Consider the following 18,130-nt stretch of genomic DNA (forward strand, 5'->3'; position numbering starts at 1 on the left):
CGAGAAACCGTGGCGAGGGAGCTTGCTCCCGCTGGGTCGCAAAGCGCCCCCCAGAACCTGTTGACCGGTGTTCCTCTGACACACCGCACCGCCCGCTTCACGACTGCTACGCAGTCGAGCGGCAGCAAGTTCCCTCACCACAATGGATCTCCAGACGACAGGCGTCAGGAAGAGAAGATTTCCGTGTAACGACGAATCCATTGGTCATGCACACTCGCCAGGAAGGCGTTGTCGTGCATGATCGCCTTCTCGGCGATCTGCTCCGGCGTCAGGATGTACGGGCTCTTGCGCGCTTCGGCGGAGATGATCGCCTTGGCGTTGACCGGGCCGTTGAAGATGTCTTCGGCCATCTTGCCCTGCACCAGCGGGTCGAGGGAGTGGTCGATGAAGGCGTAGGCCAGGTCAGTGTCACCGGGACGGTTCTTGGGCATCACCGACAACATCAGGTCGGTGTAGAACCCTTCCTTCATCCCGAACGTGGCGCCCAGGCCGTAGGCCGGGTCACGGATCTGCTTCGGGAAGAACGCCGGAGCGTACAGGCCACCCATGTCCAGGGACCCGGTGCGGAACAGTTCGGCGATCTGGTTGGGGTTTTCACCCAGGGTCACGACACGGTCCTTGAGCTCGGCGAGCTTCTTGAAGCCAGGTTCGATGTTGTGTTCGTCACCGCCCGCCAGTTTCGCCGCGATGATGATCAGGTCCATCGCCTCGGTCCAGTTCGGCGGTGGCAGGAAGATGTTCGGCGCCATGTCGGCGTCCCACAGCGCCGCGTAGCTGTCCGGGGCTTCTTTCAAGGTACGGGTGCTGTAGACCAGGCTGTTGCACCAGAGCAGGTAACCAATGCCGTGGCCGTTGGCCCCGGTGCGGTATTTCTCCGGTACGTCGAGCAGGTTGGGAATGCGGTTGAGGTCGGGCTTCTCCAGCAGGCCGGCAGCGGCCAGGCCTTCGGCACCGACACCGGCCAGGGTGATGATGTCGTATTGCGGACGATCCCCCCCTGCCTTGAGCTTGGCGACCATCTCCGAGGTGCTGCCAGTGCGGTCGGCGATGACCTTGGCACCGGTCTTGGCTTCAAAGGTCGCGGCAATGTTGCGCAGCGCGGCAAGCCCGGTGTCATCGGACCAGGTCAGCAGGCGCAGGGTCTTGCCCTGGAAACGGGTATCGCTGGCGCTGGCGCGGATGAACGGCATGCTCATGGCCGCCGCGGCAACCGAGGCGACACCTACGGTCTTGATGAATTGTCTTCTGTTCAGATCATGCTCGCCCATGGAGGACTCCCTTTATTGTTGTAGGTATAAGGTGGCTGCATCCCTTGCGACCGCGCGGTTCGACTTGCGGCAAGCCCCCGAATTACAAGGGCTTGGGCGGGGTCTTCGGGCTCATCCTGAGGTCACGCAAAACGCGCAACAATCGAAAAAAAATCATTGGTGCCATGTCCCGCGCGCATGCCTCGTTACGAGGCATGCGTGGCCCGTTTTCGTGCTCTCAGACGGCGCGAATCACGTGCTTGATTTCCTGAAACGCTTGCAAGCCCCAAGGCCCCAATTCGCGGCCGATGCTGCTCTGCTTGTAGCCGCCCCAAGCGGTCTGCGGGAAGATCACCTGGGGCGCGTTGATCCATACCAGCCCGGCCTGCAAGGCGTTGGCGACCCGCTCGGCATTCTCGACATCACGGCTGACCACGCTGGCGACCAGGCCGAACTGACTGTCGTTGGCCAGCCCGATGGCCTCCTGCTCAGAGGCAAAACGGCGCACACACAGCACCGGGCCAAAAATCTCTTCACACCACAGCGCACTGTCCAGGGGCACGTCGGTGAAGACCGTGGGCTGCAAAAAATAACCGCGCGGCAGATCGGCAGGACGACCACCACCACAGACCAGGCGGGCGCCAGCGCTCAGGCCGCGATCAATGTGGCCCAGCACCCGCTGGTACTGCGCCTGATTGACCAGGGCGCCCATTTCCACGTCCGGGTCGAATGGATCGGCCACCCGAATCGATTCGGTCTTGGCCTTCAGCCGCTGCAGGAATTCATCCGCCAGTTCATCGGCCACCAGTACCCGGCTGGTGGCGGAACACATCTGCCCGGCGTTGAAAAAACCACCGCCGCTGGCCAGCTCTACCGCCAGGTCGAGGTCGGCATCCGCCATCACCAGCAACGAGGATTTACCGCCCAGTTCCAGGCTCACGCCCTTCACCGTTTCCGCCGCGCGCTGCATGACCTGTACGCCGACCACGTTACTGCCGGTAAAGGAAATCTTCGCCACCCGTGGGTCGCCCGACAGCGGCGCACCGACCGCCAGGCCCGTCCCGCAGACCAGGTTGAACACGCCCTTGGGTAAGCCACTCTCGGCGATGATCGTCGCCAGTTCCAACTCCGCCAGCGGGGTGACTTCCGACGGTTTGAGCACCACGCAGCAACCTGCCGCCAGGGCCGGGGCGAGTTTCCAGGCGGTAGTGACCATCGGGAAGTTCCAGGGCACGATCAGCCCCACCACACCGCACGGCTCGCGGCGCACGCGGGCGGCGAAGTCGTCGCTCGGCAGCTCGACCGTGCGGTCCAGCCCGGCATCCAGTGCTTCGGCGAGGCCGGCGTAATAGTCGAAGGTGGCGATCACGTCATCGACGTCGATCCCCGCTTCGAACTGTGGCTTGCCGTTGTTGATCGACTGCAAGTACATCAGACGCTCACGGCGAGTCTGCACACCGCTGGCGATGGCACGCAGGATCGCGCCACGCTCGCTACCGGTGGTTTTCGACCAACCGGCAAACGCCGCGCTGGCCGCGGTCACCGCGTGCCGGACTGCGCGTTCATCGCCGCCGTTGACCGTGGTCAGCAAGGCTTCGGTGGCCGGGTTGATGACCCGCAGGTGTTCGTCGCCCGCCGACCATCGGCCATCGATATAGAGGCCGTCCAACGTGACAGGAAAGCTCATGCCGACACCGCCTTCATCCACTGGCTCTGGTCGATTTCGATCAGGGTCGGGCCCTGACGATCAACCGCCGCCCGCAGGGCTGACTGCAGTTCTTCGACGCCGTTGATAGCCAGCGCCGCGCAGCCCAGGCCTTTGGCCACGGTGATGAAATCCGGGGTGTAGATGTCGACGCCTACCGGCTCAATGTCGCGGTTGACCATATATTTCTTGATCTCTTCATAGCCCTGGTTGTTCCACAGCAGGACGATCACCGGGGTACGGGCTTCCACCGCGCTGGCCAGCTCCGGCAAGGTGAATTGCAGGCCGCCATCGCCGATCAGGCACACCACGGGCGGACGAGAATTGCATTCGGTTCCACCGCCGAGCCAGGCGCCGATGGCGGCTGGCAAGGCGTAGCCCAAGGTGCCGTAACCGGTGGACGAGTTGAACCAGCGACGCGGACGTTCCGGGTTGAAGGTCAGGTTGCCGGTGTACACCGGCTGGGTCGAATCACCGACAAACACCGCCTCAGGCAGCGTGTCCTGCACGGTTTTCAGGAACAGCGTCTGGGCACGGGTTGGCGCATCCCAGGTCGTGTCGAGCTGGGCACGCAAGGTCGCGGCCCGAGCCTGGCCCCAGTCGCTGCTGCGTTCAGCCAGCACATGCCTGGCCACGCCATCGAGCAACGCCTGTGCCGCGTTCCGGGCGTCGGACACCAGCGCTATCTGGGGCGGGTAGTTGCGCACGGTCTGGTCGGGATCGATGTCGACCCGCAACAAAGCCCCCGGAATCTCGAAGCCACCGGCAAAGGTCACGTCGTAGTCGGTTTCCGCCAGTTCGGTGCCGATGGCCAGCACGACGTCCGCGTCCGCCACCAAGGCACGGGTGGCCACCAGGGTCTGGGTCGAGCCGATCAGCAGCGGGTGCAGCGAGGGCAGCATGCCTTTGGCGTTGATGGTCAGTGCCACCGGGGCGTCGAGCCGTTCGGCCAGTTGCATCAGTTCGGCAGCGGCATCGATCGCACCGCCACCGGCTAGGATCAGCGGACGCTTGGCGTTGGCCAGCCATTCGCTCATTTGCGCCACGGCCGCTGGGGCTGCACCGGCGCGAGTGATGTTTACCGGCTGGCTGTCGAACAGTGCATCGGCGTCTTCCACCAGCACGTCCAGTGGAATTTCGATGTGCACCGGACGCGGGCGGCCCGCCTGGAACAAGGCAAAGGCGCGAGCCAGCACGCCTGGCAATTCAGCCGCCGACATCAGCGTATGGGAGAACGCCGCCACACCGGCCACCAGCGCACCCTGGTTCGGCAGCTCATGCAGCTTGCCGCGACCGCCGCCCAATTGGCTGCGCGATTGCACACTGGAGATCACCAGCATCGGGATCGAATCGGCATAGGCCTGGCCCATGGCGGTGGTGATATTGGTCATGCCAGGGCCGGTGATGATGAAACACACCCCCGGTTTGCCGCTGGTGCGGGCATAGCCGTCGGCCATGAAGCCGGCGCCCTGCTCGTGACGGGGGGTGACGTGGTTGATGCTCGAACGGGCCAGCCCGCGATACAACTCAACGGTATGCACGCCGGGAATGCCGAACACCTGCTCGACCCCGTAGCCTTCGAGTAACTTGACCAATACTTCGCCACACGTCGCCATGTCTTTGCCCTTTTTATTTGTCGAGACACTGGCCCCACGCGCCAACCCAGTGTGCGCGGCGAGGCTCAGTCATGGCGTTATTGGAACGGTCCGCGGGTAGCCGCAACAATCGATAAAAAGTCATACTCGCCATGTCCTCACCTCATGCCTTGGCGTCCCATGAAACGACTTCCTCCCCTTCCCGCCCTGCACACGTTTCTGATCACGGCCCAATGCTGCAACTTCACCCGGGCAGCCGAGCAGTTGCACATCACCCAAGGCGCGGTGAGCCGGCAGATCGCCGGCCTGGAAGAACATCTGGGTTACGCCCTGTTTCACCGTCAGGCGCGCGGGTTGAGCCTGACCGCCGAAGGGCTGGAGTGGCTGCCACGGATCCAGCAGGTGTTCGGCCTGATCGATGAGGCGGTGGAGCAAGTCGGCAAGCACCGTGAAACCTTGCAACTCAAGGCGCCGACCTGTGTCATGCGCTGGCTGTTGCCACGTTTGCTGCAATGGCAGAAAGAGCGTCCGGACGTGCCGGTGGAGCTGACGACCACCGTGCAGCACGGCGTGGACTTTCACCGCGAACAGTTCGACGCGGCCGTCATGTACGGTGCGCCACCGGACAGCTCACTGGCGTCCTTGCGCCTGTTTGACGAACAACTCACGCCAGTCTGCTCCCGGCCGCTGCTCGACGGCCCGGTGCCGCTGCACAGCCCGCACGATCTGGGCAAACACCTGCTGCTGCACCCCACGCGTGATCAACGGGACTGGAAAACCTGGCTGAAAGCGGCGGACGTCAACCTCAGTACCCTGGGCAAGGGCCAGCATTTCGAAACCCTGGATTTGGCCATGTCTGTGGCGTCCCAAGGTACGGGCGTGGCGATTGGTGACTGGTCGTTGATCGGCGATGACCTGAGTGCCGGAAGGCTGGTCATGCCCTTTGATCTGAAGGTCAGTACCGGGCTGGCGTACTACCTGGTGTTCCCGCAAAAGCCGGGACCGTCGCCGCAGCTGCGTGAGTTGATGGAGTGGCTGGTGTTACAGGCACAAGCGCGATAATCACTTGATCGTATCGCAGTGGTGCCTGTTCAACCGAGAAGACCATGCGCAATGCATGGCCTTCTACTGACATCACGGTTCAGCTTTTTTTGATGGCTTTCAAATAGATCAGAAATGCCTCATAACGTGCCGCGGTCGCGTTCAATGCCGGCACATCCGCAATCGACTCAGGGTGATTGACCTGGAGAAAATGCGTGTAGGCTGCAGCAACCTTCGAGACTTCTTCCGTCCAGCTACGGATAACCGGGTCCAACGCGTCCAGTTCATCCAATGCATTGAGCTTGCGCCGCAAATCACGTACTTGCAGCTCATCTGACTTGGCGCTGTCGTTAAGGGTACTCATACGCTCGCGCACCGCATCCCTGGCTTCTGCCAGATTGGTGAACTGCCGCCCTTGATCTATGCCCTCGAGATTTCCCTGGAGCTTGCTCAGCACCATTTTCAGGAAGTCCTGATCCGGTTTTTTGGTGGTTACCAGCTTTATCGCGGCCTCAATCTCCTCTGCGCTCGGCAGCAGGCTTTTGACGATAGCCAACCAACCCGGGGCCTTGAATTGCTGAATGGCATCGTCGATAAAACGCTTCTCCGCCGCAAGCTTCTCAAGGTCACCCTTGTCGCTCTCCATGCGTCGCTCGATAGCCGCCACCTCAGTACCGAAGGTCTGACGCAAATTACCGGCCGATTCAGCGAAACTGATCGTGTCAAACTCTTGGGTCACCTGCGCCAGATAGCGATTGGCAGAGTCCAACGCAACCTGCGAACCGGCAACCCGTTCAATACCATGCTTCAGGAGTCTGACTATTTGTTCGTTTTTCAGTTCGGAGGACAAACCCGTGTTACTTTCGACCTCCTGAATGCTAGTTAACGTCGCGACGAGTCCCGTGTTGGCCAATGACGCAGCAACCTTCTTGAGATCGTCAAACAGCTGTTGGTCCGCGTTATTTATCTCGTTACCGACATACGAAAGCTTATCTTGCAATGAGGGTAAAAAATCAAATTCCGGACCTACCACACTCATATTCAGCCGGTCCTTGGCGCGCCTCATTACAGCAGGGTCGGGTACTACGTAATGACCAGCCATCGCAAACTCATAATCACTCATGACCACACTCATCCTTGAATTAAGATATTCCAATTAATCCGCAACCTGATTAAAAACATCTGACAGCGCGCGAGCATGCCCTTGAATGGTTTTCCACGGCTCAAAAATGGCCTGAAGATTAAGGACCAACAAAATCAAATCCAATTCGCTCGCGTTGTCTTCAAACGCCTCCAAAGACACACCCAGACTACTCCAGACAATACCCAACACATCCTCAAGACACTTGATACCTTTCTCAGCGTCTTTCATCAATGCGCGCATTTCGGTAAAGTTGGTCGCCAGGATTATCAGGCTCTGTGACAGACGGGCTTTCGACAACTTTTCAACCAACCGCTCCTTACGATTTAACAACTCATTTTTCTGCGCCCTGGTTTCTTCCGCCTTGGCGCCGAATATACCACCGGTCACCAACAACCCAAGGGGCCCGAACACCAGCCCGGTAAAAGCGTAGCCCACCTGATAGTCATACTCTGTTTGCTTTTCGGCGATCGCCTCATCAAGTGCTCTTATTTGCTCACGAAGCTCATCAACCCCTTCATGCTTGTCGAGACCTGCCTCATCAGCAGCTTTTAACTTGGAGGCAACCTCAATCAACAACTCATTCGATATCTTGCGTGAAAATTCAATCGCCAATGCATTGACGCCGGCAACAGCCAGGTAAAAAACCGCGATATCAATTTTCGCCCGTGCCAAAGCCTTACTGAGACTCTCAACACGTTTTGAATCGGTGCTGCTCAGCGGAATAGCTGCCAGGCGTGCTTTTTCATCATCGTCCAACGAGTCAACACCTCCCTGCACACGCTTGTAGGCTTCGCTGCCCTTCAGAAGCTCGATGATGGCCGAGCCTGACTTGAAAAAGGTACTGGCAAACAGATCGAGTTGATTTCCAATATTCTTGGTTTCACGCTCCAGCGTTGCCCACGACAAGGCATGCTGATGAATACGCTGATGAAACTGCTGTATGCTCTCCGGGGAAACTTCTTTATAATTCGACTCACTGTAGCCGAGATAAGATTCAACCTCTCTGATATCTAGCGGCAAGGCAAGCCCCACGCCAACATAGCGTTTAATCGACAGCACATGGCTTTTCTTGACGATAAACGTTTCTTCATCAATATTTTTCGTCCGTTGACCAAAGTACTGCTCCGGCACAAACCAGGAGGCCGCCATCACATTATCAACGCCCTTCAGCGTTGGAACAACGCTCACCGCTATCGCCTGCAACTGCTCAGCGGCCAATTCTAAATCTTGCCTCATATATTCTCCGATGTATAACCAGGACATATAACCCGCACTTAAGCACTTACTCATTCATATCATGAGTCGATGAATACGCCTCAAATACCAAGTAACAGTATCGCGCTGCCCCCTCACTCACAACCTCCCACCCGGATCAGACAATGTAGGACTTCGCCCTTAACATTGTCGGCAAAAAAACTCATCAAAAAACAAAAACAACTCCCACGCCAAGCAACCTACATTTATTCACTACCAACCCGTAACTCTCCATTTCAAAAACCCTCCATCAACAAATATTCACAAGATCACCAAACTGCACTCAACACACTCAATCCGATAAAGCACACGCAAAAAAAAATGACCACTGAAGTGGCCATTTTCATACATCTTCTCAGTAACCTACCGTAAATCTCTGCCGGGAATATTCATGTCTCTCCACTTCATCCAGCATCGCAATCGCATAGTCGGCGAAGCTGATCCAGCTCTTGCCTTCAGCACTCACCAGCAAGTCATCCTGGCCGATACGAAAAGTCCCGGTGCGCTCGCCTTCAACGAACAGCGCGGACGGCGAGAGGAAGGTCCAGTCCAGCTCCTGCTCCTGGCGCAAGGTGTCGAGGAACACCGCGCCGGCACTGGCCTCGGCCTTGTACTCAGCCGGAAAGTCCGGGCTATCGATGACCCTGCTGCCGGTGGGCAACAGTAGCGAGCCGGCGCCACCGACCACCAGCAGGCGCTTGACCCCGGCTTGCTTCACCGGAGCGGTGATGGCGCCGGCGGGGATGGTCGCAAAATGTGCGGCACTGATCACCAGGTCATGGCCGGCCACTGCCGCTTGCAAGGCGGCTGCATCGAGAACGTCCACGTTCTTGCTCACCACACCCGGACGCGGGCTGAGTTTCGAGGTGTCGCGGGCAATGGCGGTGACGCTGTGACCACGACGCAGGGCCTCTTCCAGCAGTTGGCTGCCGGCACGGCCGGTGGCACCAATGATTGCGATCTTGCTCATGAACAGTGCTCCAGTTCAGGTGTGACGCAGCGCGTCACTGGCGGCATTCCCACGCGAGCGTGGGAACGATCATTCAGTTACTCGGTGAACACGAGTTACCACTTCATCTCGCCCTTGGCGACTTTTGCGCTCAGCTCCAGGGAGCTTTCTTCGCCCAGGGTCGGGTAACGTTTTTTCATGGCGCCGATCAGCTCGGCGGAATCCTTGGCGTTGGCTGTTTCTTCATCGAATGCCTTGATGTAGTCGGCGGTGAAATGCACGGCTGCCAGCGACCGGGCGCTGTCACCCAGGTAGTGGCCGGGAACGATAGTCTCGGGCTTCAGGCGGTCGATGGTGTTCAGGGTCGTCAGCCAATCCGCATGGGACTGTGAGGTTTGAGTATCGGCCATCCAGACATGGATGTTTTCTGCCACCACCACGCCGCCGACCACGGCCTTGATCGAAGGGATCCAGACAAAACTGCGGTCCGGTTGCTGGCCGTCCAGGCCAATGATCTCCAGTTGCTTGCCTTCCAGGGTCAGGCTATTGCCCTTGAGCACACCCGGGACGATGGTTCTGGCCGGTACATCCGTGCCCATTTTCGGCCCCCAGAACGCCACCTTGCCGGCAACGGTCGTCTTGATGTGGTCGACCGTTGGCTGCGACGCCAGCACCTTTGCCTTGGGAAACGCCGCGGTAATCGTGTCCAGGCCAAAGTAGTAATCCGGGTCGCCGTGGCTGATGTAAATGGTGGTCAGTTGCTTGCCGCTGGCGCGGATTTTTTCCACCACCTGCTCGGCCTGGGATTTACCAAACTGTGCGTCCACCAGAATCGCTTCGCGCTCACCGCTGACCAGTACCGAGGTCACCGGGAAAATCGCGGCGGTGCCGGGGTTGTAGACATCCAGGGTCAGCGCGGGCGTGGCGGCGGCCGCATGAGCCGCGAAGCCCAGGGTGGCGGTGGCGAGTAAAAGACGCTTGAGCGAAGTGAAGCCGATCATGGTGTTGCTCCGTGTTCCGTTGGCCGTATCTGGCGATGGGACAGAGCTTAGTTGCCTGACTCAGTACAAAAAATGCGATGCTTGGACATAGTTTGTTTCTGAAAGCGGGCAAATCATGGATCGACTTCAAGCAATGCGGGTGTTCGTCACGGTGGTCGACCTGGGCAGCCAGTCGGCCGCGGCGGATCATCTGGACCTGTCGCGTCCGGTGGTCTCGCGCTACCTGGCGGAACTGGAGGACTGGGTCGGTGCGCGGTTGATGCACCGCACCACGCGCAAACTGAGCCTGACCGCGGCCGGCAGCGAAATCCTGCCGCGTTGTCGGCAGATGCTCGACTTGTCGAGTGACATGCAGGCCGCGGTGAGCGAGCCGGACGATACACCACGGGGCTTGCTGCGCATCAGCGTCAGCACCTCCTTCGGCCAGGCGCAACTGGCCGACGCCGTGGCCGCCTACGTCAAGCGCTTTCCCGGCGTCAGCATTGACCTGCAGATGCTCGACCGCACGGTGAACCTGGTGGACGAGCGCATCGACCTGGCGATCCGCACCAGCAACGACCTGGACCCGAACCTGATCGCCCGGCGCCTGACCGTCTGCCGCTCGGTGATCTGTGCCTCCCCCGCTTACCTGCGCGAACACCCGACACCCCTGCGGGTGGAGGACCTGCGCCTGCACAATTGCCTGACCCACTCCTACTTCGGCAAAAGCCTCTGGCATTTCGAACAGGATGGCGAGCAGGTGTCGGTACCGGTGCAGGGCAACATCAGCGCCAACGAAGCCAGCACCTTGCTGCGCGCAGCCATGGCCGGTGCCGGGGTGGCAATGCTGCCGAGTTATCAGGCCGGCGTGCACATTCACAGCGGCGAGCTGGTACGCCTGTTGCCCCATGCCGAGCCCAGGCAGATGAATATGTATGCGGTCTATGCATCACGTAAACACATGCCGACGGCGTTGCGCAGCATGCTGGATTTCCTGGTGGCGCGGTTCCCGGAAACTCCGCAATGGGACGCGAACCTGTAGGTGCTTTGGGCAGTGATCGTTTTCGACATCACGACCCTGAATACCCGGCTACACGCGAGGGCCGCGTGCATGGCAAGTCCCTGCGCCTGACCTATGCTGACAGTAATACCCACGGGTATTCGTTCAGAGGTCAGCGCCATGAACATCAGAACAAGAAGATACCTCTCCATTTTCATTACCTGCACCGCCACCCTGGCGTTGTATGGCACCGCTGCCTACCGGGTCGAACAAGCCCGCCAGCAACCCAGAGTCGCCGCCAGCTGTGGAATTGACCAGTGCATTCCACACAACGCAACCCTGAACTCCCTCAGGTAACGGACCGTCTCAATCGTCGCTGCCCTGATCGGACTTCAAGCCATCACGAAACGCCTTGGGCGAGATCCCGACACGCCGCCGGAACAGCCGCGTGAAATTGGTCGGATCGGAAAAGCCCAGCCAATCGGACATCTCATAAATGGTCATGCTGGTGTAGGTCAACAAACGCTTGGCCTCCAGCAACTGGCGCTCGTGCATGATCTGCAGCGCCGGCTGCCCCGCCAGTTCGCGGCACGTGCCATTGAGATGGGACACGGAGATCCCCAGCCGGTGCGCCAGATCCTCGACCTTGACGTGCTGCCGATAGTTTTCTTCCACCAGTTGAATGTACCCGTTGAGGTACTCCCGCGCGCGCTGGGGCCGCTGGTTGGCCGCTCGGCGCTGGATCACCTGCCGGCTGACCCACACCATGATGACGCTGACCAGCGAATGCATGAGCATTTCACGCGCGGGCTGATGCCCGGTGTACTCATTCTGCAAGGCACTGAACAGACTGTTCAGGTAATCGGCTTCGGTGCCGGCAGGGTAGCTGGCGGCCTGCGCCAATGCATTCACCGAGTTGCCGAGCTGCGCTTGAAGGTGAGCCACCAGCGGTGCCGCCAGTGTCACCACAAAACCTTCAACGTCTTCATGGAAGCGAAAACCATGCACGGACAGTGGTGGCAGGATCTGGATCGCGGCCTCGTTGAGCTGGGTGCGCTGGCCTTCGATCTCCAGCTCTGCCTGGCCTTTGAATACAAACAGTAACTGACATAAATCGGCGTGCCGATGGGGTTTGATTTCCCAGTGGTGTTCGCGGCTACGCTTGGAGATGGTTTCACAATGCAGCAAGTCCGGGGTCGGCCAGTCCAGACTTTCACCATAGAGCTTGAACACAGGAATCGCAGGCTTGTTCATAACTTCAGTCCAGGCCTCAGCATAACGGGCGATAATCGCCCCGATTGGCGAAATGTACAGGTATCGGCTCAGTTTTCACCTTCAATTGACAGACTCACAAGCGAAAAATGCAAGCACTCGATTCTGAATAACCATTCACCGGCGTTGTCCGCGTGAAGCTTGCGAGCCATAACAACAATGAAAATCCTCAAGACCCAAGTCGCCATTATCGGCGCCGGCCCCTCTGGCCTGCTGCTCGGCCAGTTGCTGCACAACGCCGGCATCGCCACCGTGATCGTCGAACGCCAGACACCTGACTACGTACAACAACGAATCCGCGCTGGCGTCCTGGAACAAGGCATGGTCGACCTGCTGCGCCAGGCCGGGGTCAGCCAGCGCATGGATGCCGAAGGGCTGGTGCATGGCGGCTTTCAGTTGGCCTTGGGCGAGCGCCAGGTACACATCGACCTGCATGCCCTGACCGGCGGCAAGACGGTGATGATCTACGGCCAGACCGAAGTCACCCGCGACTTGATGATTGCTCGTCAGAACGCCGGGGCCACAACCCTGTACGAAACCCGCAACGTCGTGCCCCACGGCATGAAATCCGACGAGCCCTTCCTGACGTTTGAAAAGGATGGCGAAACCTGGCGCGTGGATTGCGACTACATCGCCGGGTGCGACGGGTTCCATGGCGTCGCTCGTCAATCGATTCCCGCCGACAGTTTGAAGGTCTTCGAGCGGGTGTATCCGTTCGGCTGGCTGGGCATCCTCGCCGACACCCCGCCCGTCCACGAAGAGCTGGTCTATGCCCGACATGCTCGCGGCTTTGCCTTGTGCAGCATGCGTTCGCCCACCCGCACCCGCTACTACGTGCAAGTGCCGACCGAGGAAAAAGTGGAGGAGTGGTCCGACCAGCGCTTCTGGGATGAGTTGAAAGCACGCCTGCCCTCGGCGCTTGCCGAACGCCTGGTCACCGGGCCGTCCATCGAAAAAAGCATCGCGCCGCTGCGCAGCTTTGTGGTCGAACCGATGCAGTACGGGCGCATGTTCCTGGTCGGCGATGCCGCGCACATCGTCCCACCAACCGGCGCCAAGGGCCTGAACCTGGCGGCCAGCGATGTCAGCACCCTGTTCAACATCCTGCTCAAGGTATTGCGTGACGGCCGTACCGACTTGCTGGAAAAGTACTCCGAAGTCTGCCTGCGCCGAGTGTGGAAAGCCGAGCGATTCTCCTGGTGGATGACCTCGATGCTCCATACCTTCGAAGACAGTGACGCCTTCAGCCAGCGCATCAGCGAATCGGAACTGGAATACTTCATCGACTCCGAGGCCGGGCGCAAGACCATCGCCGAAAATTACGTCGGCCTTCCTTACGAGGCTATCGAATAGCGTCCTACCGACTTAAACTGCCGAGCATCCCCGCTCGCCATGCTCCCTGCGGGTCAATCACTGCCCGCAGGTTTACCCGTGACGAATCTGAACCAGCCCGACGCCTCCAGACCGGCCATTCGCAGCGTGTTGATTGCCTTGATGCTGGCAATCTTTCTCGGGGCGCTGGACCAGACCATCGTCGCCGTGTCGATGCCGGCCATTTCCGCGCAATTCAAGGACGTCAGCCTGCTCGCCTGGGTGATCTCCGGCTACATGGTGGCGATGACCGTCGCGGTACCGATCTACGGCAAGCTTGGCGACCTGTATGGCCGGCGCAAGCTCATGCTGTTCGGCATGGGGCTATTCACCCTGGCCTCGCTGTTCTGCGGCATCGCCCAGAGCATGGAGCAGTTGGTACTGGCGCGAATCATCCAGGGCATCGGGGCCGGCGGGATGATTTCGGTCAGCCAGGCGATCATCGGTGACATCGTGCCTCCCCGTGAGCGCGGACGTTATCAGGGTTACTTCAGCAGCATGTACGCGGTGGCCAGCGTGGCCGGGCCAGTACTCGGCGGCTACATGACCGAGTACCTGTCGTGGCGCTGGGTATTTCTGATCAACCTGCCGATGGGCGTCGGGGCCTGGCTGGTGGCCAATCGCACGCTGGTGGGGTTGCCAGTGCCGCACCGCAAGCCGGTGATCGACTATCTGGGCACGCTGTTGATGATCCTTGCCCTGACCGCCTTGTTGCTGGGCATCACCGAGGTGGGCCAGGGTCATTCCTGGCGCAGCGGTGAAGTCCTCGCACTGCTGCTGTGCGCGGTGCTGGGCCTGGCGTTGTTCGTCGGGCATGAGCGTCGGGCTCCCGAGCCGCTGCTGCCCATGCACCTGTTTGCCAACCGCAACGCAGTCCTGTGCTGGTGCACGATTTTCTTCACCAGTTTTCAGGCGATTTCGCTGATCGTGCTGATGCCGCTGCGCTTCCAGAGCGTCACCGGTGCCGGTGCCGACAGCGCTGCGCTGCACCTGTTGCCCCTGGCGATGGGCTTGCCGATGGGGGCCTACTATGCCGGGCGCCGGACGTCGGTGACCGGTCGCTACAAACCGATGATCCTGACCGGCGCGGCGCTCACTCCGCTCGCGATCCTCGGCATGGCCTTCAGCTCGCCGCACGCGGTGGTCCTCAGCAGCCTGTTCATGCTGCTCAGCGGTATCGCCGCCGGCATGCAGTTCCCGACCTCCCTGGTGGGCACGCAAAACTCGGTCGCGCAACGGGACATCGGCGTTGCCACCAGCACCACCAACCTGTTTCGCTCGCTCGGCGGCGCGGTGGGGGTCGCCTTGATGTCGGCGTTGCTGCTGGCGCTGTTGCAGGACTCAAGCTTCGCCCACCTGACCGGCGCCTCACTGATCGGAGAAGGCCACTCCGGGAATGTGCTGCTCGACGGTTTGAACGCGGCCCCGGGCGATGCACAGGACGCCTTGCGTGGCGAACTGCTGCTGACCTTCAGGCATTTGCTGATGGTCAGTGCGGCGGTTTCGTTACTGGGGCTGGCGGCGGCGATCGCCATGCCGAACCTGTTGCTGCGCGGTCGGGAAGACAGGGCCCTGTAGGTGTTCGGCACTCCCCTGGGTGGCGAGAGCAAGACAAACAATCATCCTTAAGGGATTTGCCTCGCTTCAAGGGCTGTAGTACCCCACCGCCACCAGCCGGTTACCGACCTTTTTCAGGTAGGCATGCTTGTCTTCCACCTTGCCGGTGACCGGGTTTTTCCAGCGGTAATCGTATTCGCCCTGATCCTGGCCGGCCATCAGCGCCAGGATCGGCTCACCGACGGGTTTACCGTCCGGGTCCTGGATCCGGCCGAAATCGGTATTGATCAACCGCAGGTTGGTGCCATGGGCGAGATAACGCTGGCTGTCGAGATCGACGACGAACACATAGAGGTCATCTTGTAGAAAGCCGCCCTGCAGCGAATTGATCGCCTTGAGCGTGGCCTTTTCGTCCTTGCCCAGGTCCGCGGCGGCCTTGTCGAGCAACGCTTTGGCCTGCTCGGCCGAAGCCCGCGGCAAGTAGTAGCCGACCGCCAGGATCCGCTGTCCGATGCGCTGGTAGAACACATGCTTGCGCTCAACCCTGCCGTCAGACCAGTTCTGCCAACGGTAATCGGCCTGCTGAATGCCGTTCCCCTCAGGCACCAGCAAGGCGTTCTTGAAGGCCTTCTGCAAATCCGGCCCCAGCACCTCGGACACGTCGCGCCCGATCAGTGCCGAGGATGGCCCGCCACTGGCGAGCATGATGCCGTTGGTATCGACCACAAAGACATACATGTCCTTGACCACAAACTCGCCCTGGCGGCTGAACGCGGCAAACGCCTTGTCGCCATTGTCGTGGTAATAGGCCAGGGCTTTTTCCAGCAGGGCCAGCGCGGCCTTGTCTTGCGCCTCCGCCTTCCCGGCCGCCTGGGCCTGCCCCAGGCACACCACCAGCAGCCAGCCCAGCAAGGCGATCTTTTGCGCAAACCTCATTGTGCGTCCCTCGTTCTTGTATATGTTTCAAGAGCGTAGACGGCTTGAGGCTATGTACGACTGTTCAGGACAACCCAGGCACGCGGTGGCCAGGTGTCACGGTCGCGCGCTGATTTGCTGCTGCAGGTTCCTGATCTGGCTCTGCAAGGTCGTGATATTGCGCGTGACCTGGCCACGGAAGGCATCGAACTCGGCGACATTGGCGCCACCTTGAGGCGTCGGGCGGTTGTCCTGCTGGCTTTTGAGCACGATCAAGTCTTGCTCCAGGCGCTCGATGGCCGCGCTTGGATTGCCTTGTTTCTTCAAGGCCGCAATGTCGGCGCTGAGGCTCTTGAGCTCAGCCTCGACTTTGCTGGTGTCGGCCGGCGTGTTCTTGAGTGTCGCCACGTCAGCACTCAGGACCTTGAGCTCGCTTTGCAGCTGAGTATTGACGCCACGCTGCTCGGCGCTCTGGGCGACGATCTGCGCCAGGCGCTTGTCCAGGTCCGTCGCCTGCCCCACCACGCCTTGCTGTTGTTGGCCCTGCTCCAGCAACTTGCTTTCCAGTTGCCTGATTTGCAGCTTGAGCGCTTCGCTGTCGTTGGTGACATGGGACTGGCTGGCTACGACCTTGCCGGAAATGTCCTGCAAACGCCCGGCCGCTTCTTCACTGATCCGGGCGAAGCTTTCCTGGGTGGCCACCAGTTGTTGCTCCATCAGCGAAATCTGCTGGAAGCTCCACCAGGCAAGGCCAATGAATGCAAAGAACAATGCACCGACCAATGCCCACAACGGCCCGGTACTCGGCCCCTTGACCTGCGGCGCCGGGCGCGAATGCACGCTGGTGCGCTCGCGGGCAGCGGCCGTGCTCGGGAAGTCGTCGTGATCGAAGCTGTCCGCGCGCAGGCTCGGTACATCATCGAAGTCGTCGTTGGCATCGTTACGCATGGACATGAGTCAACCTTTTTGAACCACAGTGATGGCTAAATGCGACGAGTATAAACCCTGAACCCGCCGCATTGATCGACCTTGAACCCTGGACTCGGTTCACCCCTGTCGTGTACCGATGTCCTGAGCCTTCCACCAACCGCAGAATTCATCCAGCGCCGACCACAGGCTGACCTTGGGGTCGTAGTCCAGGTAATGCCGGGCGCGGCTGATGTCCAGGGTGAAGTTTTTGTGCATCCCTTGCATGCCCAGACGGGACAGCGTCGGTTCGGGACGCCCAGGCCAGAGCTTGCAAAACCCTTCGTTCAGCGCCGCGACACTGTAGGCCAGGCCGTAGGAACGATAACGCGTCACTTGGGGAACATCCATCTGACGCATCACGTAATTGATCACATCCCACAGCGGCACGGGCGTCCCGTTGCTGATGTTGTACACCTTGCCCAGCGCCGACCCGGTCGCCAGCAGGCAACTGAGCATGGCCTCGTTGAGGTTCTGCACGCTGGTGAAGTCGACCTTGTTCAAACCATTGCCGATGATCGCCAGGCGGCCCTTGCGCTGCATCTTCAGCAGGCGCGGGAAGATGCTCATGTCACCGGCCCCCGTGACGAATCGCGGGCGCAGAGCCAGTACTTCCAGGCCAAACTCCTGGGCCCCGAAGACCTTTTGCTCGGCCAGGTACTTGGTGGCGGCATGCGGGTGTTTGAAGCGCTTGGGCACCTGTTCCTCCGTCAACCCCAGGTGATCGCGGCCATCGAAATAGATGGACGGTGACGACAAGTGCACCAGGCGCCGGACGTTCTGCTTTAGGCAGGCCTCGACCACGTTTTCAGTGACCAGCACGTTGCCCTGGTGGAAGTCCTGATAGCGTCCCCATAACCCCACAGCTCCGGCGCAATGCACCACGGCATCGACATCCACGCACAGGTCGCGCACCCGTTGCGCGTCGGTGAGATCGCCCTGAACGAACTGTGCTCCGCGTCGAACCAGATGTTCGACGCTTTCGGCCCGGCGCCCGTTGACCCGCACGTCCAGGCCTTGCTCCAGGGCGAACCGCGCAAAGCGCCCGCCAATGAAACCGCTTGCGCCGGTGACCAGAATTTTCATTTATTGCTCCTACAGATGCAGTTACAAGCTTCAAGCCACAAGCTGCAA

Annotated in this window: 16 protein-coding genes; 5 read left to right on the forward strand and 11 right to left on the reverse strand. The window is 60.2% G+C overall.

The annotated features are described in order from the left end of the window. Window positions 1-164: 164 nt before the first annotated feature. The 3 genes from CKW29_RS04820 to CKW29_RS04830 form a co-directional block, all read right to left on the reverse strand. Window positions 165-1,268, reverse strand: coding sequence for an ABC transporter substrate-binding protein (locus CKW29_RS04820; protein WP_095145214.1), 1,104 nt, complete (start codon window positions 1,266-1,268; stop codon window positions 165-167). A 217-nt stretch (window positions 1,269-1,485) separates the two neighbouring features. Further along, window positions 1,486-2,934 (reverse strand): aldehyde dehydrogenase family protein, encoded by a 1,449-nt coding sequence (locus tag CKW29_RS04825; RefSeq protein ID WP_095147998.1) that lies wholly within the window; start codon window positions 2,932-2,934, stop codon window positions 1,486-1,488. Beyond that, window positions 2,931-4,568: a 5-guanidino-2-oxopentanoate decarboxylase gene (locus tag CKW29_RS04830; protein WP_095145212.1), complete on the reverse strand. Its 1,638-nt coding sequence runs from the start codon at window positions 4,566-4,568 to the stop codon at window positions 2,931-2,933. Before CKW29_RS04830 ends, CKW29_RS04825 begins: the two co-directional genes overlap by 4 nt. A gap of 159 nt (window positions 4,569-4,727) precedes the next feature. On the opposite strand from CKW29_RS04830, the gene CKW29_RS04835 reads away from it, so the two are divergent. Next, window positions 4,728-5,609 (forward strand): LysR substrate-binding domain-containing protein, encoded by an 882-nt coding sequence (locus CKW29_RS04835; RefSeq protein WP_095147999.1) that lies wholly within the window; start codon window positions 4,728-4,730, stop codon window positions 5,607-5,609. Window positions 5,610-5,688: 79 nt separating this feature from the next. Here CKW29_RS04835 and CKW29_RS04840 read toward each other — a convergent pair whose 3' ends face one another. From CKW29_RS04840 to CKW29_RS04855, 4 genes are all read right to left on the reverse strand, one after another. Beyond that, on the reverse strand, window positions 5,689-6,711 hold the full coding sequence (locus tag CKW29_RS04840) for an alpha-xenorhabdolysin family binary toxin subunit B (protein ID WP_095148000.1): 1,023 nt from the start codon (window positions 6,709-6,711) through the stop codon (window positions 5,689-5,691). Between the two features lie 33 nt (window positions 6,712-6,744). Then, the gene (locus CKW29_RS04845) at window positions 6,745-7,968 is read right to left on the reverse strand and encodes an alpha-xenorhabdolysin family binary toxin subunit A (RefSeq protein ID WP_141234449.1); all 1,224 of its coding nucleotides are present in this window, start codon (window positions 7,966-7,968) and stop codon (window positions 6,745-6,747) included. A gap of 373 nt (window positions 7,969-8,341) precedes the next feature. Further along, complete coding sequence (locus tag CKW29_RS04850) at window positions 8,342-8,956, reverse strand: NAD(P)-dependent oxidoreductase (RefSeq protein WP_095148001.1); 615 nt, start codon at window positions 8,954-8,956, stop codon at window positions 8,342-8,344. 95 nt (window positions 8,957-9,051) lie between these two features. Beyond that, window positions 9,052-9,936, reverse strand: a complete 885-nt coding sequence (locus CKW29_RS04855) for an MBL fold metallo-hydrolase (RefSeq protein ID WP_095148002.1) — start codon at window positions 9,934-9,936, stop codon at window positions 9,052-9,054. Window positions 9,937-10,051: 115 nt separating this feature from the next. On the opposite strand from CKW29_RS04855, the gene CKW29_RS04860 reads away from it, so the two are divergent. After that, window positions 10,052-10,957, forward strand: a complete 906-nt coding sequence (locus tag CKW29_RS04860; RefSeq protein ID WP_095148003.1) for a LysR family transcriptional regulator — start codon at window positions 10,052-10,054, stop codon at window positions 10,955-10,957. Between the two features lie 138 nt (window positions 10,958-11,095). Further along, on the forward strand, window positions 11,096-11,272 hold the full coding sequence (locus CKW29_RS25765; RefSeq protein ID WP_176465311.1) for a hypothetical protein: 177 nt from the start codon (window positions 11,096-11,098) through the stop codon (window positions 11,270-11,272). 9 nt (window positions 11,273-11,281) lie between these two features. Here CKW29_RS25765 and CKW29_RS04870 read toward each other — a convergent pair whose 3' ends face one another. Next, window positions 11,282-12,169, reverse strand: coding sequence for a helix-turn-helix domain-containing protein (locus CKW29_RS04870; RefSeq protein WP_095145204.1), 888 nt, complete (start codon window positions 12,167-12,169; stop codon window positions 11,282-11,284). Between the two features lie 177 nt (window positions 12,170-12,346). On the opposite strand from CKW29_RS04870, the gene pobA reads away from it, so the two are divergent. Next, entirely contained in the window at window positions 12,347-13,540 is a 1,194-nt protein-coding gene (gene pobA / locus CKW29_RS04875) for a 4-hydroxybenzoate 3-monooxygenase (protein ID WP_095148004.1), read from the forward strand. Between the two features lie 78 nt (window positions 13,541-13,618). Beyond that, window positions 13,619-15,136, forward strand: a complete 1,518-nt coding sequence (locus CKW29_RS04880) for an MDR family MFS transporter (protein WP_095148005.1) — start codon at window positions 13,619-13,621, stop codon at window positions 15,134-15,136. Window positions 15,137-15,202: 66 nt separating this feature from the next. Here the strand turns inward: CKW29_RS04880 and CKW29_RS04885 are convergent, their stop codons facing one another. The 3 genes from CKW29_RS04885 to CKW29_RS04895 form a co-directional block, all read right to left on the reverse strand. Continuing rightward, entirely contained in the window at window positions 15,203-16,051 is an 849-nt protein-coding gene (locus tag CKW29_RS04885; protein ID WP_095148006.1) for a cache domain-containing protein, read from the reverse strand. 96 nt (window positions 16,052-16,147) lie between these two features. Next, window positions 16,148-16,984 (reverse strand): ATPase, encoded by an 837-nt coding sequence (locus CKW29_RS04890; protein WP_176465310.1) that lies wholly within the window; start codon window positions 16,982-16,984, stop codon window positions 16,148-16,150. A 93-nt stretch (window positions 16,985-17,077) separates the two neighbouring features. Beyond that, entirely contained in the window at window positions 17,078-18,082 is a 1,005-nt protein-coding gene (locus CKW29_RS04895) for an NAD(P)-dependent oxidoreductase (RefSeq protein ID WP_095145200.1), read from the reverse strand. Window positions 18,083-18,130: the final 48 nt, after the last annotated feature.

This window comes from Pseudomonas sp. Irchel s3a18, from assembly GCF_900187535.1.
Classification (GTDB): domain Bacteria; phylum Pseudomonadota; class Gammaproteobacteria; order Pseudomonadales; family Pseudomonadaceae; genus Aquipseudomonas.

What these genes read in the sequence shown, in the direction of transcription:
- CKW29_RS04820 (WP_095145214.1), bottom strand. Translation starts at nt 1,268, where the DNA reads ATGGGCGAGCATGATCTGAACAGAAGACAATTCATCAAGACCGTAGGT.
- CKW29_RS04825 (WP_095147998.1), bottom strand. Translation starts at nt 2,934, where the DNA reads ATGAGCTTTCCTGTCACGTTGGACGGCCTCTATATCGATGGCCGATGG.
- CKW29_RS04830 (WP_095145212.1), bottom strand. Translation starts at nt 4,568, where the DNA reads ATGGCGACGTGTGGCGAAGTATTGGTCAAGTTACTCGAAGGCTACGGG.
- CKW29_RS04835 (WP_095147999.1), top strand. Translation starts at nt 4,728, where the DNA reads ATGAAACGACTTCCTCCCCTTCCCGCCCTGCACACGTTTCTGATCACG.
- CKW29_RS04840 (WP_095148000.1), bottom strand. Translation starts at nt 6,711, where the DNA reads ATGAGTGATTATGAGTTTGCGATGGCTGGTCATTACGTAGTACCCGAC.
- CKW29_RS04845 (WP_141234449.1), bottom strand. Translation starts at nt 7,968, where the DNA reads ATGAGGCAAGATTTAGAATTGGCCGCTGAGCAGTTGCAGGCGATAGCG.
- CKW29_RS04850 (WP_095148001.1), bottom strand. Translation starts at nt 8,956, where the DNA reads ATGAGCAAGATCGCAATCATTGGTGCCACCGGCCGTGCCGGCAGCCAA.
- CKW29_RS04855 (WP_095148002.1), bottom strand. Translation starts at nt 9,936, where the DNA reads ATGATCGGCTTCACTTCGCTCAAGCGTCTTTTACTCGCCACCGCCACC.
- CKW29_RS04860 (WP_095148003.1), top strand. Translation starts at nt 10,052, where the DNA reads ATGGATCGACTTCAAGCAATGCGGGTGTTCGTCACGGTGGTCGACCTG.
- CKW29_RS25765 (WP_176465311.1), top strand. Translation starts at nt 11,096, where the DNA reads ATGAACATCAGAACAAGAAGATACCTCTCCATTTTCATTACCTGCACC.
- CKW29_RS04870 (WP_095145204.1), bottom strand. Translation starts at nt 12,169, where the DNA reads ATGAACAAGCCTGCGATTCCTGTGTTCAAGCTCTATGGTGAAAGTCTG.
- pobA (WP_095148004.1), top strand. Translation starts at nt 12,347, where the DNA reads ATGAAAATCCTCAAGACCCAAGTCGCCATTATCGGCGCCGGCCCCTCT.
- CKW29_RS04885 (WP_095148006.1), bottom strand. Translation starts at nt 16,051, where the DNA reads ATGAGGTTTGCGCAAAAGATCGCCTTGCTGGGCTGGCTGCTGGTGGTG.
- CKW29_RS04890 (WP_176465310.1), bottom strand. Translation starts at nt 16,984, where the DNA reads ATGTCCATGCGTAACGATGCCAACGACGACTTCGATGATGTACCGAGC.
- CKW29_RS04895 (WP_095145200.1), bottom strand. Translation starts at nt 18,082, where the DNA reads ATGAAAATTCTGGTCACCGGCGCAAGCGGTTTCATTGGCGGGCGCTTT.